We start from the raw sequence: 16,964 nt of genomic DNA on the forward strand, positions 1-16,964 counted from the left end.
ACGTTGCCCCACTCCGCGAACACCCCGACGTTCCAAGTGATCGGTGCCACCGCCGTCGCCGATGTCCTCGAAGGCCGCCACGAGGACGTCGTCGGCCTGGTCTCGGACATCTACCGGCTGCACAGCAGCGGCGGAACCACCAACCCCGACAGCTACTTCCTGCGCTTCCCCGAGCGCCCCGAGGCGCGGATCATCGCGCTGCCCTCCCGAATCCAGGACGAACAGGAGGTCGCCGGCATCAAGTGGATCGGCAGCTTCCCGGGCAACCACGCCGCCGGCGCCCTGCCGCGGGCCTCGGCCGTCGTGATCCTCAACGACATGGCGACCGGCTTCCCCTTCGCCTGCGTGGAGGGCTCGGCCATCAGCGCCCACCGCACCGCCGCGTCGGCGGCGCTCGCGGCCGGCCTGCTGCACCCGGAGAAGTCCGCGTCCCGGGTGGCCGTGATCGGCTCGGGCCCCATCGCCCGGCGCATCCTGGAGTACCTGCGGGAGACCGGCTGGAAGGCGGGGCGCTACGCCGTCCACGACCTCGTCCCGGCCCGCGCCGAACAGCTCAGGGACGATCTCATCGCGCGCGGCGACGCCGCCGAGGCCGTCACCACCGGCGCGGCGGACGCGGTGCGCGGCGCCGAGCTCGTCGTCCTCGCGACCACGGCGGGGGAGCCGTGGCTGCACGACGCCTCCCTGCTCACGCCCGACCAGACAGTACTCAACGTGTCGCTGCGCGACCTCGGCGTGCCCGTCGTCCTCGCGGCGCAGAACATCTTGGACGACGTCGACCACTGCCTGAAGGCGAACACCTCGCCGCACCTGGCGGAACAGGCCACCGGCAACCGCGACTTCGTCGCCGGCACGATCTCCGACCTGATCGAGGGGCGGCTCGCCCCCGACCCCGGCCGCCCCCGCGTCTTCTCGCCGTTCGGCCTCGGCGTACTGGACCTGGCCCTCGCCCGCTTCATCCACGCCGAAGCGGTCCGCAGGGGCTCGGCGGTCACGATGGACGACTTCTTCGGCCTGGAGTAGCCCCGGCGCTCCGTACCCGCGGCTCAGGTGTCCGCGGGTACGGCGGGCTCCCGCGGCGGCAGCAGGTCGTCCCCGTGGTCGTCCTGATCGTCCACCGTGCGCAGTGTCCGTACCGGAGTGAACAGGGGCCACACCGCCGCGAGGACCAGCCCGGCCGTCGCCGTGACGAGCGCTCCGGACAGTCCGAGAGCCGTGGAGGCGACGGCACCGCCGGCCAGCGCCCCGAGCGGCTGCACCCCGAGCCCCATGAAACGCGCCGACGAAATGATCCGGCCCTGCAGATGCTCCGGGACCATCGTCTGCCGCATGGTGTTCACGCAGACGTGCATGACCACGATGCCGAAGACCCAGGAGAACTGCGCGATCCCGATGAGGACGAGCCCGACCGGCCGGTCGAAGTGGTGCGCGAGCCCCACGGGGAACCCGGTCACGCCCGGCAGCGCGAGACCGATGATCGCCGTCGGACCGATGCCGAACCGGGCGATCATCCGCTGGTTGACCATCGCCGCCGTCAGTCCTGCGACACCGCCCAGCATCGTCATCAGGCCCAGCAGCGCCGGGCTGAGCCCGACCACGCGCAGCGCGTAGAGCATGTACGTGGCGGCGAAGACGGACGAGAAGAAGTTGAAGAACACCGAGGTGACCGCCAGCGGCCACTGGTACCGGTCCCTGCGCAGCACCCGCAGCCCGCTCCGGATGGCCGCGAAGTGCGACTCCACCGGCTCCTCCGACAGGCGCTCCTTGGCGGGATGCGCCTTGGGCAGGCCGATCAGGGCCGCGCTGCTGACGACATAGGAACAGGCGTCGATCACCACGGCCACCGGCGCCCCGAACGACTGCACCAGGATGCCCGCGAGACCGGGGCCGCCCACATCGCCGACGGCCTCGCTCGCCTCCAGCCACGAATTCGCGGGCCCCACCTTGTCCCGCCCCACGAGGCGCGGGACGTAGGGGGTCATGGCGCTCTCGAAGAGCAGCGAAAGCGCGGCGATCAAGTACGTCACCAGGGCGAGCAGCCACACGCTGAGCGCGTCGGCCCAGTACAGGAACGGCACGGACATCAGGACGGCGAGGCGCGCGAAGTTCGCGACGTGCATCACCGCGGTCCGCTCGTACTTGTCGGCCATCACCCCGGCGGAGAGCCCCAGCGTCAGACTCGCCATGCCGGCCGCGGCGACGAGGAGACTCATCTCCCACGGGGACGCGTCGAGGTTGACCGCGGCCACCAGCGGCAGCGCGAACGTGGTGATCTGGGCCCCGGTGAGGGAGATCGACTCGGCGGCCCAGACCCGGAAGAAGCCCGTCGAGGCCAGTACCGATTTCTTGCGCATGGCAGATGCGCCCTTCTGGCCTGATCAGCCGGTGGTCACGGGCAGGCTCGAGTAGCCGCGCGGGTTGAGGACGGGCCGCCGCACGGCCTCTCCGGCCAGGGCCAGGCGCGGGAAGCGGCGGAAGAGCTCACGGAAGACGATCTCGCCCTCAAGCCGGGCGAGCGCGGCGCCCACGCAGTAGTGGATGCCGCCGCCGAAGCCCATGTTCTTCGTTCCGGTACGCCCCAGCGTGAACCGGTTCGGCTCGTCGAACTGCTCGGGGTCGCGGTGGGCGGCGCCGATGAAGACGACGACGGGCGCGCCGGACGGGATGTCCACGCCGGCCAGCGTGGTGCGGCGCAGCGCGCGCCGGACGGTCGCCTGGACCGGGGACTCGTACCGCAGGGTCTCCTCGACCGCGGCGGCCGCGAGGCCCGGGTCGGCCCGCAGCAGAGCCAGTTGTTCGGGGTGGCGCAGCAGGGTGTGCACGCCGTTGGTGAGGAGGTTGACGGTCGTCTCGAAACCGGCGATGAACAGCAGCAGCACGAGCTGGAGCAGTTCCTCACGGGTGAAGGCGTCCGCTCCGTCGTGCGAGGCGAGGAGCGCGGAGATCATGTCGTCCCGCGGCGACCTGCGGCGCTGCTCGATCAGCTCCTCCAGGTAGGGGGTGAGCGTGCGCAGCGCCTCGTCGGAGAGCGACCGGTCGCTCTCCGAGACGAAGATGTCGAAGACGACCGAGATCGCCGACGCCGGTCCGCGCAGCCACTCCCTGTCGGCCGCGGGGATGCCGAGCAGGTCCGCGATGACGGCCACGGGCAGCGGGTGGGCGAGCAGCTCGTGCAGATCCACCGCCCCGCCGTCGGCGCCGAGCTCGGCCGCGGCGTCGAGCCGCTCCGCGACCATCCGCTCGACGCCGCCGCTCAGCGCGTGGATGCGCCGTTGCACGAAGGCGCCGTTGACCAGGCGGCGGAGCCGGGTGTGCTCCGGCGGGTTGCGGTTCAGCAGGGACTGGCCCATGACCAGCTCGGTCGGGCTGGAGCGCCATTCCGGTTCGTGGACGTCCATCCAGGCGGCGTCGTCGGCCCCGAGATCGGCGGAGCGCAGCGCCTGTGCGGCGGCCGCGTATCCGGTGACGAGGACGGGGCCGTACGAGGTGGGGTGCACGGGCGCGGTGCGGCGCAGCACGTCGTAGCTGGGGTAGGGGTCGTCGATGCCCGCGCGGGTCCGCAGTTCGAGGAAGGCCACATCGGCGGGGGAGGGGCCCGAGCGGGGGCGGGGCCGGACCGGCTCGTCGGCGGTCAGGTGCCCGCGGATCAGGGCGGCGACCTCGTCGACCGCGCCGGGGCCGAGGACGTCGTAGTGCGTGCCGGAGACGGTACGGACGGTGAGGTCGCCGCGGAGCAGGGGCCGCCAGCGCTCCGGCCGCAGATCGGAGGAGGCGGCGCGGACGATCAGGACGTCGGCGTCGAGCGGGCCGGGCCGGTAGGAGAAGGCGGCGCGCATGTTGCCGCGGAACACGGCGAGGCGCAGCCGGAAGTCCTCGACGAGCGCGGCGCTCGGCGGCAGACCGAGCAGTTCCACGACGCGGGCGAGCCCCTGGTCCTCGGTCTCGTTCTCGACAGGCTCCCAGGGACCGGCGTCGGCGCCGACGGATCCCAGGATGTCCTCGGCGAACCACTCCAGGAATTCCGCGTCGCGCGGAGGCCTCTCGAACGGCCGGGGATACTGCGTGTCGATCATCACGAGCCGTACGCGATGTCCAGCGGCGACGAGTTTCCGCCCCATCTCCCAGCCGATGGCGCCGCCCATGGACCAGCCGGCGATATTCACCACCGGCGGCAGCGGCCCCTTCCGCGTCAGCGCGTCCAGATAGGAATCGGCCATCTGTGCGATGGATGTGTGGGGCGCGACGCCGGGGTGCAGTCCTGCGGACTGGATCCCGGACAGCGCGAAATCATCTTTGAGCTTGGCCGCGAGCAGGCCGTAGACGGAGGCGCTGCCGCTGACCGCGGGGGGACAGAAAAGGGGCAGGAATGGTGCTCCCGCCGCCGCTTTCGCCGCCGCATTCCCTGCGGTCGCCCCATTCCGTGCGGCTGCCGTATTCCCCGCCGCGTTCGAGGAGAGCGGCACGATGAGCGGAGGCTCGGATACTGCCCGCAATGCTCGGCCCTTTCATGGCAGACGTCGTTCAATTCCCGGAACCCAGGAGAATGCGGACCGTCAGCGCGCGGCCTCGACGGCCTCGGCGCACTGGCGCAGGGTCGAGTTCTTGAAGAAGAGCGGAGCGGGCAGATCCACTCCGAGCTCGCGGCGGACGCGCAGCAGGAACTTGACCGCCTGCAGGGACTTGCCGCCAATGGTGAAGAAATCATCGTCCGGCTCTACGCTCTCGACGCCGAGCAACTCGGTCCAGAAGCGGCCGAGGGTCTCCTGCACGGGCATCGGCTCGGATGTTGATTTCATGACTGTCCCCCACCCCGTATTCGGGGTGAGCCGAACGCGTCCCCCGGCGTCAGAGTAAGCCAAGGGTGCGGGAGAGTCCATGCGTCGCGTGCATCACGCTCGGGAATTCGCTATTCCGGTTGTGTGCGCAGTCGGCTGGAACTCTTGCGCAAAAGGGGCGAAAGGCGTCTCTGGTCAGCCGTGTGTCCGTCGGGTAGTGTCCCGCTCGGTCAGCTGGATCGAACGCGCTGAGAATCGAACGTGCTGAGGAGAAGAGATGCCGCGATATTCCCTCCCCCTTTCTCCGGAAGTCCCCGCATCTCTGGCAGGCGAACTGGCGAAGCGTATTTACTACACGTCGTCCGACATTCAAGAATTCAATCTCGTCCATGCCGAGGACGGGGCCGTCTCCGCGGTCGACGTCGTGACCGGAAGGGAGATCGACCCGGCGGAGTTCGGCCGCAAGCTCGCCACCATGGTCGGGCGTGATGTGCTGCCGCAGGAGGAGATCCCGGAGGCGACCGTCATATGGCGTTCCGCCGAGAGCCCGCGCGAGTCGAGGGTGGAATTCGCCGAGTTGGAGAAGCTCGGCGTGGTGACGCGCATGGGGGCAGGCTCCTTCGCCGTCTCGGAGCTCCTCGCCGACCTCCTAGAGCGGCTCGACGCCCGCGTCAAGAAGATCGCCGTGGACCGCTTCGGTGCCGAGAGCTATCGGTATCCGACGCTGGTCTCCACCGACGTGCTGCGGAAGGCGGGGTACCTCGACGCGTTCCCGCAGTTCCTGATGACCGCGAGCCGCTTCCACTCGGACGTCGACGCCTACCAGACCTTCGCGGCCGGCTTCGGGGCCGCGGAGGACAAGGCGGAGTTCATCGACGCGTGCAGCGAACACTCCGGCTACTGCCTGCAGCCCGCGGTCTGCTACCACGCCTACCAGCAGCTCTCCGGGCAGACGCTGCCCGAGGGCGGAGTCGTCGTCACGGCGCGCGGCAAGGCGTTCCGCTTCGAGTCGCGCTACCACCGCTCCCTGGAGCGGCTCTGGGACTTCACCCTGCGCGAGATCATCTTCCTCGGTGACCGCGAGACGGTGGCCGACCGCCGTCAGGAGCTGATGGAGGCGACGTTCGAGCTGGTGGGCGAGCTCGGGCTGGCCGGCCACGCGGAGGTCGCGAACGACCCCTTCTTCAGCGCCGACACGACCGCCGAGCAGGTCATGGTCCAGCGCGTGCTCGAGATGAAGTACGAGCTCCAGCTCCCCGTGGTGGAGGGCCGCACCATCGCGGCGGGCTCCTTCAACATCCACGGCGAGAAGTTCGGCGAGGGCTTCGACGTACGGCTGCCCGGCGGCGGCCCCGCGTACTCGGGATGCGTGGGCTTCGGCCTGGAGCGCCTCGCCTACGCGTTCCTCTGCCGACACGGGGTGAACCCGACGGACTGGCCGGCTTTCTGAGGGGAGCTTGCTTGCGGGGGCGGGTCCGCTTTCTGGGGGAGCTCGCCTGCCGGGGCGGGCCTGCTTTCCGGGAGGGGCCCGCTTTCCGGGAGGGGCCTGCTTTCCGGGGCACGCCCGCTGTCCGGGACGCACCTGCTTCCCGGGAGGTGTCTGCTGTCCGGGACGCACCTGCTTCCCGGGAGGGGCCTGCTGTCCGGGACGCGCCTGCTTTCCGGGGCACGCCCGCTGTCCGGGACGCACCTGCTTCCCGGGAGGTGTCTGCTGTCCGGGACGCACCTGCTTCCCGGAGCGCGCCCGCCTTCCGGGAGGGGCCTGCTACCCGGGACGCGCCTGCTTCCCGGGAGGTGTCTGCTGTCCGGGACGCGCCTGCTTTCCGGGAGGGGCCTGCTGTCCGGGACGTGCCCGTTTCCCGGAGCGCGCCCGCCTTCCGGGAGGGGCCTGCTGTCCGGGAGGCGGGCGTCCCGGGACGTGCCTGCTACCCGGGACGCGCCTGCTACCCGGGACGTGCCCGCTTCCCGAGACGTGCCCGTTTCCCGGGGCACGCCCGCTTTCGGGGAGGGCCTGCTTCGCGGGACGCCCCCGCTTTCCCGGGAGGAGCCTGCTTTCCGGGACGCGCCCGCTTTCTGGGGAGGAGCCTGCTTCGCGGGACGTGCCCGCTTTCCGCGAGGGGCCTGCTTCCCGGGGCGGGCCTGCTTCCCAGGATGCGCCCGCTTCCCGGGACGCGCCCGCTTCCCGGGACGCGCCCGCTTCCCGGGACGCGCCCGCTTCCCGGGACGTGCCTGCTACCCGGGACGGGCCCCCCGGGGCGGGCCCGCTTCGCGGGATGGGCCCGGTTTTGTGGGTGGCCAGGTGTGCAGTGTCAGCGCGTCGTCGGCGACGGTCTCCGTCGGGCGGGCGAGCGCCACCGTCGTGCCGGGGGCCGACGGTGGGTTCTCCACGAGCCACTGCCGGGGCGGGGACACCGTGTCGTCCCGTACCGGCGCCCGGTCGAGCCACGGCCGGGTGTTCCAGCGGCGCAGGTCGCCGACCAGGCCGATGCCGACAGCCTTCAGCACCGCCTCCTTGCGGGTCCAGCACCGATAGAACCCCCGGATCTGCTTCTCGTGCCCCGCGAGGCCGTCCAGCCAGGCCGTCTCCGCCGGACCCAGGGCCGTCCGCGCGAGACCGGCCACGTCCACCTCCCGGTGGGACTCGACGTCGACACCCACCGGAGCCGGGCTCACCGCCAGCACACCCCCGCTGCCCGTGTGGCTCAAACTGATCCACAGGGACACGTCCGGCCGCGCGATACGGGGCGGCCCGTGCCCGGCGGAGCCGCAGCCGGGACAGGGGTGCCGGGCGAGCTCTATCTCGTGCCCCGGTGTGTCCAGCAGGACGGCGAGAATCGAGCGCACCGCCACCCGCCCCGCGACAAAGTCCGCCGCGGGCCCCGGCCGCATCCCCTCGGCCCTGCGCAGGTCGTCGTCACTGAGGAGGCGCGGGCCCGGGCCGGACAGGTCGATTTCCGCCTCACCGGCGGCCCAGGACCACACCTGTGTCGTGGCGATCGGAGGCGGCATGGCGGGGACCATACCGGCCGGGGCGTGTACTTCCCGAAGTGCTGGTATTCTGGACAGCGACCGGTTGGCTCCGCAGTGAGTCAACCCGCAAGTGGAGGCTCCGAATCTCCCACCTGGCCGCCCCGAGGGGTGGCGGGTCACCGGTCAGACGGTTTCCATCGTTCCGTACGGACGATGGAATTGTCAGACGCGCCCCGCGGTACACCGTGGTGGTGCTCCGGTTTGTGAGGAGCCCCGCCTGTGTTCCGGCCGGGGCATTTTTTGTGCGCCGAATCGGTTAGGTCCAACGAAAACAGACGTTACGTGGCTGTCCGCCAGACGGTCGCGTGGTGCTACCGAGGAGGATCCATCAGCGCCGAGCCCCGCATCAACGACCGGATTCGCGTTCCCGAGGTGCGACTTGTCGGTCCCAGCGGCGAGCAGGTCGGGATTGTTCCGCTTGCCAAGGCCCTGGAGCTTGCACAGGAGTACGACCTCGACCTGGTCGAGGTGGCCGCGACCGCGCGTCCGCCGGTCTGCAAGCTCATGGACTACGGGAAGTTCAAATACGAGTCGGCCATGAAGGCCCGTGAGGCGCGCAAGAACCAGGCGCACACGGTCATCAAGGAGATGAAGCTCCGGCCGAAGATCGACCCGCACGACTATGACACCAAGAAGGGTCATGTCGTCCGGTTCCTCAAGCAGGGCGACAAGGTCAAGATCACGATCATGTTCCGTGGTCGCGAGCAGTCCCGCCCCGAGCTGGGTTTCCGACTGCTGCAGCGCCTCGCTTCGGACGTCGAGGACCTTGGGTTCATCGAGTCGAACCCGAAGCAGGACGGCCGAAACATGATCATGGTTCTCGGTCCGCACAAGAAGAAGACCGAGGCGATGGCCGAGGCCCGTGAGGCCCAGGCGGCTCGCAAGGCGGACGCGAAGGCCAATCCGGGCCGCTCGCAGAACTCCGCCGAGGGGGAGGAGCTCGACGAGGCTCCCGCCGAGGCCCCGGCCGAGGCCAACGCCGAGGCCTGATCCCCGGACGCGAGTCCAGGGGATGCCAATCGATACATATGGCTCCCGGATGCCCGGTTTCGCGACCGGGCATCGGAGTGCCACTGACGAGGAGAGAACGGCGCTATGCCGAAGAACAAGACTCACAGCGGTGCCAAGAAGCGTTTCCGGGTCACCGGCTCGGGCAAGGTGCTCCGGCAGCGTGCCAACCGCCGCCACTACCTCGAGCACAAGTCCTCGACCCTGACCCGCCGCCTCGCCGGCACCGTCGAGCTGTCGTCGGCGGACTCCGCCAAGGTCAAGAAGCTCCTCGGTATGTGACGGCGCGCCCCGCTACACCGGGGCGCAGCCGACCGACCATCGGGACCAAGCCGTTCTCGGGCCACACACGTGGCCCAGCTACAAGGAGTTAACAAGTGGCACGCGTCAAGCGGGCAGTCAACGCCCACAAGAAGCGTCGGGCGATCCTCGAGCAGGCCAGCGGTTACCGCGGCCAGCGGTCGCGCCTGTACCGCAAGGCCAAGGAGCAGGTCACCCACTCCCTGGTCTACAACTACAACGACCGCAAGAAGCGCAAGGGCGACTTCCGTCGGCTGTGGATCCAGCGCATCAACGCCGCTGCCCGCGCCAACGGCATCACCTACAACCGCTTCATCCAGGGTCTGAACGCCGCCAACATCGAGGTGGACCGCAAGATCCTCGCCGAGCTGGCCGTCAACGACGAGAACGCGTTCGCCGCGCTCGTCGAGGTCGCGCAGAAGGCGCTGCCGTCGGACGTCAACGCGCCCAAGGCTGCCTGACGCCTGCGTCTCGCCCTGGCGTGATTTCGGACCCGTGAGCCGGTTGGCTTGCGGGTCCGCTGTCGTTCGGGGTCTCGTCCGCCCCCCTCTGTTTCCTGCCGTCCGCGGGTCTGCTGTGGCTGGTCGCGCCCACGCGGCGGAGCCGCAAATCGATGCAGCCCCGCGCCCCTGAAGGGGCGCCCCCGCCGCTATTCCGAAGGTGAGTTCATGACCGCCGCCCCCGAATTGATCTCCCCCAAGTCGCCCCGCGTCAGTGCCGCGCGGCGGCTGGCCAAGCGGAACTTCCGGGGGAAGGAGCGGCTGTTCCTCGCCGAGGGGCCGCAGGCCGTGCGGGAGGCCGCCGGGCACGAGCGGACGCTCGTCGAACTGTTCGCCACCGTCGAGGCCGCCGAGCGGTACGCCGACATCGTGGGGGAGGCCCGCGCCGCCGGGGCCCGCGTGCACCTCGCCGACGAGGACGTCATCGCCGACATCTCGACGACCGTCACCCCGCAGGGCCTCGTCGGGGTCTGCCGGTTCCTCGACGTGCCCTTCGAGGAGATCCTCGCCGCCCGCCCCCGGCTCGTCGCCGTCCTCGCGCACGTCCGGGACCCCGGGAACGCCGGGACCGTGCTGCGCTGCGCGGACGCCGCGGGCGCCGACGCCGTGATCCTCACGGACGGCTCCGTGGACCTCTACAACCCCAAGTCGGTACGCGCCTCGGTCGGCTCCCACTTCCACCTGCCCGTAGCCGTCGGCGTACCCGTCGAACAGGCCGTACGAGGGCTCAAGGACGCCGGCGTGCGCATCCTCGCCGCCGACGGGGCCGGCGAGGACGACCTCGACACGGAGCTCGACAAGGGCACCATGGGCACCCCCACCGCCTGGATCTTCGGCAACGAGGCCTGGGGACTGCCGGAGGAGACCCGCGCACTCGCCGACGCGGTGGTGCGTGTTCCGATCCACGGCAGAGCCGAGAGCCTCAACCTCGCGACGGCAGCGGCCGTGTGCCTCTATGCCTCAGCCCGTGCACAGCGCGCCGCTGGAGGGTGCCGCTCCGTCACATCGAGCTAGTAGTGTGACGGGCTCGGGGCCCCGACAGGTCCGAGAGGTGGGGTACGGGGAATGAGTGTGGGCACGAGCAGAGCACCGGGGGTACAGGACCTCGTCCGTGCTCGCGCGGACCACGGCGGTCCCGGTGACCTCGGCGGCCTCGGACTCGACCCCGACGAGCTGCCCGACGGGCTCGTCGTCGCGGACGAGACCGGCCACGTCATCTGCTTCAACGCGGCGGCGGTGCGGATCACCGCGGTCCCCGCGGCCGACGCCCTCGGCACGCCCCTGGACCACGCGCTCCCCTTAGAAGACCTCGAAGGCCGCCGCTGGTGGCAGCTGACCGATCCTTACGGCGGCCTCGCCATCCGCGTCGGCCAGCCCGAGCGCAACCTGCTCCTGCCCGGCGGCCGCGAGGTCCTCGTCTCCGCCCGTTACGTCCGCACCACCCGCACCGGCCCCGTGCGCCGCGTCGTCGTCTCCCTCCGCGACACCGAGGCCCGCCGCCGCACCGAGCGCAGCCACGCCGAGCTGATCGCCACGGTCGCCCACGAGCTCCGCTCCCCGCTCACCTCCGTCAAGGGCTTCACGGCGACGCTGCTCGCCAAGTGGGAGCGGTTCACCGACGACCAGAAGAAACTGATGCTGGAGACCGTCGACGCCGACGCCAACCGCGTCACCCGGCTGATCGCCGAGCTCCTCGACATCTCCCGCATCGACTCCGGACGCCTCGAGCTGCGCCGCCAGCCCGTCGACATCGGGGTGGCCGTCGGCCGGCACATCCAGGCGCACGTCGCCGCCGGCCAGGACGCCGACCGCTTCCTCGTCCGGGTCCAGCAGCCGCTGCCCGACTGCTGGGCGGACCCCGACAAGGTCGACCAGGTGCTCAGCAACCTGCTGGAAAATGCCGTGCGGCACGGCGAGGGAACCGTCACCATCGAGGTGGCGCCCTCCTCCTCGCCGCGCGAGCGGGGCGGCGCCGAGACCGCCGTGACCGTGAGCGACGAAGGTCCCGGCATTCCGGAGGAGTCGATGGGCCGCGTCTTCACCCGCTTCTGGCGGGGCAGCAAGCGCGGCGGGACGGGACTGGGGCTGTACATCGTGAAGGGCATCGTGGAGGCGCACGGCGGGACGATCACCGTCGGCCGCGCGACCGGCGGCGGCGCCCAGTTCCGATTTACGTTGCCCGTGGGGGCCCCGGCGTATCTCCAGTGACTCATGTGAGTCACTGAGGACGCCCTGAGCAGCCCGCGGGCTCATTCGTTCACCGCACCCCCGTTAGACTCGGTCGTTGGCACTTTGTGTCCCCACACCTGGGACAGCTTGTCTCCGAGTCGTTGACGGGGACCCATCCGCCAGCCAACCGGAAGCACGGGAAGAGATGTCGGCACCGAACAAGTCGTACGACCCTGTTGAGGTCGAGGCACTGAAACCTGAAGAGATCGAGCGCATGCGGGACGAGGCGCTCGCCGCCTTCGCGGCCGCAGACTCGCTCGACGCGCTCCAGGAGGCCAAGGTCGCGCACACCGGCGGCACCTCGCCGCTGGCGCTCGCCAACCGCGAGATCGGCGCGCTGCCCCCGCAGGCCAAGGCCGAGGCGGGCAAGCGCGTCGGCATGGCGCGCGGCGCCGTGAGCAAGGCCCTGGCCGCCCGCCAGGCCGAGCTCGAGGCCGAGCGCGACGCCCGCGTCCTGGTCGAGGAGGCGGTGGACGTCACGCTGCCGTACGACCGCACGCCCGCCGGCGCCCGGCACCCCCTGACCACGATGATGGAGCGCGTCGCCGACGTCTTCGTCTCGATGGGCTACGAGGTCGCCGAGGGCCCCGAGGTCGAGGCGGAGTGGTTCAACTTCGACGCGCTCAACTTCACGCCCGACCACCCGGCCCGGCAGATGCAGGACACGTTCTTCGTCCAGGGCCCCGAGGGCAGGACGGGCGACGAGTCCGGTGTCGTACTGCGGACGCACACCTCGCCCGTGCAGGCCCGCGCGCTCCTCGAGCGCCGTGAGCCGCCGGTCTACATCGTCTGCCCCGGCCGCGTGTACCGCACGGACGAGCTCGACGCCACGCACACCCCGGTCTTCCACCAGATCGAGCTGCTCGCCGTCGACGAGGGCCTCACCATGGCCGACCTCAAGGGCACCCTGGACCACATGGTCCAGGCGCTGTTCGGCCCGGACATGAAGACCCGCCTGCGGCCGAACTACTTCCCGTTCACCGAGCCGTCCGCCGAGATGGACATGGTCTGCTACGTGTGCCGCGGCGAGTCCGTCGGCAACCCCGACCGCCCCTGCCGCACCTGCGGCAGCGAGGGCTGGATCGAGCTCGGCGGCTGCGGCATGGTCAACCCGAAGGTCCTCACGGCCTGCGGTGTCGACCCCAAGAAGTACAGCGGATTCGCCTTCGGGTTCGGCATCGAACGGATGCTGATGTTCCGCCACAACGTCGAAGACATGCGAGACATGGTCGAGGGTGACATCCGGTTCACCCGGCCGTTCGGGATGGAGATCTGATGCGGGTCCCGCTTTCCTGGCTGCGGGAGTACGTCGACCTCCCCGCCACCGAGACCGGCCGTGACGTGCAGGCCAAGCTGATCGCGGTCGGCCTGGAGGTCGAGACCGTCGAACAGCTCGGCGCCGGCCTCAAGGGCCCGCTCGTCGTGGGCAAGGTCCTCACCATCGAGGAGCTGGAGGGCTTCAAGAAGCCCATCCGCTTCTGCACCGTCGACGTCGGCATGGCCAACGGCACGGGTGAGCCGCAGGAGATCGTCTGCGGCGCCCGGAACTTCGCCGTCGGCGACAAGGTCGTCGTGGTCCTGCCCGGCGCCGTCCTGCCCGGCGACTTCGCCATCGCCGCCCGCAAGACGTACGGCAGGACGTCGCACGGCATGATCTGCTCCGGCGACGAGCTCGGCATGGGCGACGACGGCAGCGGCGGCATCATCGTCCTGCCGCCCGAGCACGAGGCCGGCACCGACGCCATCGAGCTCCTGGAGCTCGTCGACGAGGTCCTGGACATCGCCGTCACGCCCGACCGCGGGTACGCGCTCTCGATGCGCGGCGTCGCCCGCGAGACCGCCATCGCCTACGACCTGCCGCTGCGCGACCCGGCGCTCCTCGACGTGCCCGCGCCGAACTCCTTCGGCTACCCCGTCAAGATCAGCGACCCGCTCGGCTGCGACCGCTTCACCGCGCGCACCGTCACGGGCCTGCGGCCCGAGGCCCGCTCCCCGATCTGGCTGCAGCGCCGTCTGCAGAAGGTCGGCATGCGCCCGATCTCGCTCGCCGTCGACATCGCCAACTACGTGATGATGGAGCTCGGCCAGCCCCTGCACACGTACGACCGCTCCCGCATCCAGGGCACCATCGGTGTGCGCCGGGCCGAGCAGGGCGAGAAGTTCACCACGCTCGACGGCGTCAAGCGCGTCCTCGACGCCGGGGACCTGGTCATCACCGACGACCGCGGCCCCATCGGCCTCGCGGGTGTCATGGGCGGCGCCAACACCGAGATCGCCGACCACGACGAAGCCGCCGGGACCACCGACGTCGTCATCGAGGCCGCGCACTTCGACGCGATCTCCGTCGCCCGCACCGCGCGCCGCCACAAGCTGGCCTCCGAGGCCTCCAAGCGCTACGAGCGAGGCGTCGACCCGCAGGCCGCGGCCGCCGCCGCGCAGCGCACCGTCGACCTGCTCGTGCTGCTCGCGGGCGGCACCGCCGAGGCCGGCGTCACGGAGGTCATCGCCCCCACCGCGCCGCGCACGATCACCATGCCGGCCGACCACCCGGACAAGGTCGCCGGTGTCACCTACGGCCGCGAGACCGTCGTACGCCGCCTCCAGGAGGTCGGCTGCGACGTGTACGGCCAGGACGACCTGACCGTCACCGTCCCGTCGTGGCGCCCCGACCTCGCCGAGCCGAACGACCTCGCCGAAGAGGTCATCCGCCTCGAGGGGTACGAGAACCTGCCCTCGACCCTGCCGAAGCCCCCCGCCGGCCGCGGCCTGACCGAGCGGCAGCGGCTGCACCGCCGCGTCGGCCGTGCGCTGGCCGGCGCCGGTTACGTCGAGTCGCTGAGCTACCCCTTCATCGGCGAGGGCGTCCTCGACCAGCTGAACCTCGACGCGGACGACCCGAACCGCCGCGTGGTCAAGCTCGTCAACCCGCTCTCCGACGAGGAGCCCGCGCTCCGTACGACGCTGCTGCCGGGCCTGCTCTCGGCCCTGCGCCGCAACGACGGACGCGGCTCGCACGACCTGGCCCTCTTCGAGACCGGCCTGGTCTTCCACCCGCGTGACGAGCTCAAGGTCGCGGTGCGGCTGCCCGTCGACCGGCGGCCCACCGACGAGGAGATCGCGTCCCTCACCGGCGCGCTGCCCGTCCAGCCCCGGCACGCCGCCGTCGTCCTCGCGGGCGCCCGCGAGCAGGCCGGCTGGTGGGGCAAGGGCCGCCCGGCGGACTGGGCCGACGCCGTCGAGGCGGCGCGGACCGTCGCCCACGAGGCCGGCGTCGAGCTGATCGTCGACAAGGGTCAGTACGGGCCGTGGCACCCGGGCCGCTGCGCCGAGCTGAAGGTCGTCGTCGACGGCGAGATCGTCTCCGTAGGACACGCCGGTGAGCTGCACCCGCGCGTCGTCAAGGCGCTCGGCGTGCCCGCGCGCACCTGCGCGATGGAGCTCGACCTGGACGCTCTGGAGCAGGCCCGCGAAGGGGCGCTGAACGCGCCGCGGATCTCCACCTTCCCCGTGGCCACGCAGGACGTCGCGCTCGTCGTCGACAAGGAGGTGCCGGCCGCCGTGGTCGAGTACTTCCTGCGCGGCGGGGCGGGTGAACTCCTCGAGTCCATCCGGCTGTTCGACGTCTTCGAGGGCGAGCAGCTCGGCGAGGGCAAGAAGTCCCTCGCGTACGCGCTGCGCTTCCGGGCCGCCGACCGCACGCTGACCGTCGACGAGGCCTCCGCGGCCCGCGACGCGGCCGTCGCGCTGGCGGCCGAGCGGACGGGCGCGGTGCTGCGCGGAGCGTAGTCACTGCCCGTAACCGCCAACAGGCGTACAAGAGGCGCAAAGAGGGGCTTACCCGGACCACCGGGTAAGTCCCTCACTCATTTGGGTGACAATTGGCGTCACTTTGCCCGATCGGATCACACGGTAGACAGAATCGATCCGGTCGTAAGGGCCGGTCTGCGCGCGGAACAGGGCCAAGGGGGGCCATCGGCATGATCCGTATCAAGACCAGAGCCCCCTGCAGGGCGGAGCGGCAGGGCGCCCGGCGGGTGCTCACGCTGGGCCTGCCCACGGTGTGGGGCGCCGTCGCCATCACGTACAAACTGGCCTGCCCGCTCGCCACGCAGGACAGCATGGGGGCGCGGATCGTCAGCAGTGCCGTCTTCTTCGCCGTCGGGACCGGGCTCATCCTCCACGTCCGGCGGGCACTGCTGCGGGAGTTGCGGCAGGTCCGCGAGGTCGCGGGCGCCGCACAGAACGTACTCCTGAGACCCCTGCCGCCCCGCGTCGAAGGACTCACGCTCGCCGCCGGCCGGCTCTCCGCGTCCCGGGGCGCCTCCGTCGGCGGCGATCTGTACGAGGTGGCGGCCACCGACCACGGCGTCCGGGTCGTGATGGGAGATGTGCGGGGCCACGGCCTCGCCGCCATGGGGACCGTCGCCGCGGTGCTCGGCAGTTTCCGGGAAGCCGCACACGACGAGCCCGAACTGCCCCTGGTCCTGCGCCGGTTGGAGCGGGCACTCGCACGCCATCTGCACGAGCGCTCGCGGGCCGGCGGCGCCGCGAGCGGCACCCCGGCCTCGGACAGCGCGCTGGCCGAGGAGTTCGTCACCGTACTGCTTCTGGAGATCGCCGAGGACGGCGAGATCTCCGCGCTCAACTGCGGTCACCCCTGGCCGCATCTGCTCAGCGGCACCGCGCGGCATCTGACGGACAGTGTGCCGCTGCCGCCGCTCGGCTCCTTCCCGCTCCCCGCCGACCTGCCGGTGCTCGGCTGCGGACGGCTGCTGCCCGGCGAGCTCCTCGTCCTGCACACGGACGGCATGGAGGACGCGCGCGACGCGGCGGGGACGTTCTTCCCGCTGCGGGCCGTGCTCACCGAAGCGGCCCGCGTCCCGCCGGTCTCCCCGCACGACCTCATCCGCGCGGTCTACGCCGAACTCCTGCGCCATTCCGAGGGATTGCCGTCCGACGACACGGCGCTGCTCGTGCTGCGCAACGACCGGAAGAGGGTCCCGTTGCAGCAGCCGGAGGACGAGCCCGAGCCGGAACCGGAACACGAGTCGGAGCGGCACGTCCGCTCCATGACCGGCAGGTGACGGCAAGGGAACCCTGGCGCGGGCCGACCGGCCCGGCC

At 71.1% G+C, this 16,964-nt stretch carries 14 protein-coding genes; 10 read left to right on the top strand and 4 right to left on the bottom strand.

What is annotated here, in order from left to right; translation table 11 throughout:
- Positions 1-3: 3 nt before the first annotated feature.
- Complete coding sequence (sbnB, locus tag ACZ56E_RS21070) at positions 4-1,023, top strand: 2,3-diaminopropionate biosynthesis protein SbnB (protein WP_471216172.1); 1,020 nt, start codon at positions 4-6, stop codon at positions 1,021-1,023.
- Between the two features lie 23 nt (positions 1,024-1,046).
- On the opposite strand, the gene ACZ56E_RS21075 is transcribed toward sbnB, so the two are convergent.
- The 3 genes from ACZ56E_RS21075 to ACZ56E_RS21085 form a co-directional block, all read right to left on the bottom strand.
- Positions 1,047-2,354 carry an MFS transporter gene (locus ACZ56E_RS21075; protein WP_471216174.1) on the bottom strand — a complete coding sequence of 436 codons (1,308 nt, stop codon included), beginning with the start codon at positions 2,352-2,354 and terminating at the stop codon, positions 1,047-1,049.
- 24 nt (positions 2,355-2,378) lie between these two features.
- Positions 2,379-4,463: a cytochrome P450 gene (locus ACZ56E_RS21080; protein ID WP_471216421.1), complete on the bottom strand. Its 2,085-nt coding sequence runs from the start codon at positions 4,461-4,463 to the stop codon at positions 2,379-2,381.
- 90 nt (positions 4,464-4,553) lie between these two features.
- The gene (locus ACZ56E_RS21085) at positions 4,554-4,796 is read right to left on the bottom strand and encodes a phosphopantetheine-binding protein (RefSeq protein ID WP_471216176.1); all 243 of its coding nucleotides are present in this window, start codon (positions 4,794-4,796) and stop codon (positions 4,554-4,556) included.
- Between the two features lie 256 nt (positions 4,797-5,052).
- Here ACZ56E_RS21085 and ACZ56E_RS21090 point away from each other — a divergent pair, with 256 nt between their 5' ends.
- Positions 5,053-6,225, top strand: a complete 1,173-nt coding sequence (locus tag ACZ56E_RS21090; protein WP_471216178.1) for a class-II aminoacyl-tRNA synthetase family protein — start codon at positions 5,053-5,055, stop codon at positions 6,223-6,225.
- 782 nt (positions 6,226-7,007) lie between these two features.
- Here ACZ56E_RS21090 and ACZ56E_RS21095 read toward each other — a convergent pair.
- Positions 7,008-7,784, bottom strand: coding sequence for a 4'-phosphopantetheinyl transferase family protein (locus ACZ56E_RS21095; protein ID WP_471216180.1), 777 nt, complete (start codon positions 7,782-7,784; stop codon positions 7,008-7,010).
- Between the two features lie 303 nt (positions 7,785-8,087).
- On the opposite strand from ACZ56E_RS21095, the gene infC reads away from it, so the two are divergent.
- From infC to ACZ56E_RS21135, 8 genes are all read left to right on the top strand, one after another.
- A complete protein-coding gene (infC, locus tag ACZ56E_RS21100; RefSeq protein WP_468611648.1) occupies positions 8,088-8,795 on the top strand; it encodes a translation initiation factor IF-3 in 708 nt (235 codons plus the stop codon).
- Between the two features lie 105 nt (positions 8,796-8,900).
- Entirely contained in the window at positions 8,901-9,095 is a 195-nt protein-coding gene (gene rpmI / locus ACZ56E_RS21105) for a 50S ribosomal protein L35 (protein WP_362993571.1), read from the top strand.
- Positions 9,096-9,190: 95 nt separating this feature from the next.
- On the top strand, positions 9,191-9,574 hold the full coding sequence (gene rplT / locus ACZ56E_RS21110; protein ID WP_362993569.1) for a 50S ribosomal protein L20: 384 nt from the start codon (positions 9,191-9,193) through the stop codon (positions 9,572-9,574).
- A gap of 207 nt (positions 9,575-9,781) precedes the next feature.
- Positions 9,782-10,627, top strand: a complete 846-nt coding sequence (locus tag ACZ56E_RS21115; protein ID WP_471216182.1) for a TrmH family RNA methyltransferase — start codon at positions 9,782-9,784, stop codon at positions 10,625-10,627.
- A 51-nt stretch (positions 10,628-10,678) separates the two neighbouring features.
- Entirely contained in the window at positions 10,679-11,821 is a 1,143-nt protein-coding gene (locus ACZ56E_RS21120) for a sensor histidine kinase (protein ID WP_471216184.1), read from the top strand.
- A 166-nt stretch (positions 11,822-11,987) separates the two neighbouring features.
- Complete coding sequence (pheS, locus tag ACZ56E_RS21125; protein WP_398311098.1) at positions 11,988-13,118, top strand: phenylalanine--tRNA ligase subunit alpha; 1,131 nt, start codon at positions 11,988-11,990, stop codon at positions 13,116-13,118.
- Entirely contained in the window at positions 13,118-15,628 is a 2,511-nt protein-coding gene (pheT, locus tag ACZ56E_RS21130; protein WP_471216185.1) for a phenylalanine--tRNA ligase subunit beta, read from the top strand. Before pheS ends, pheT begins: the two co-directional genes overlap by 1 nt.
- 191 nt (positions 15,629-15,819) lie before the next feature.
- Positions 15,820-16,926, top strand: coding sequence for a PP2C family protein-serine/threonine phosphatase (locus tag ACZ56E_RS21135; protein ID WP_471216188.1), 1,107 nt, complete (start codon positions 15,820-15,822; stop codon positions 16,924-16,926).
- Positions 16,927-16,964 lie beyond the last annotated feature (38 nt).

It is taken from the genome of Streptomyces sp. NPDC039480 (assembly GCF_055597165.1).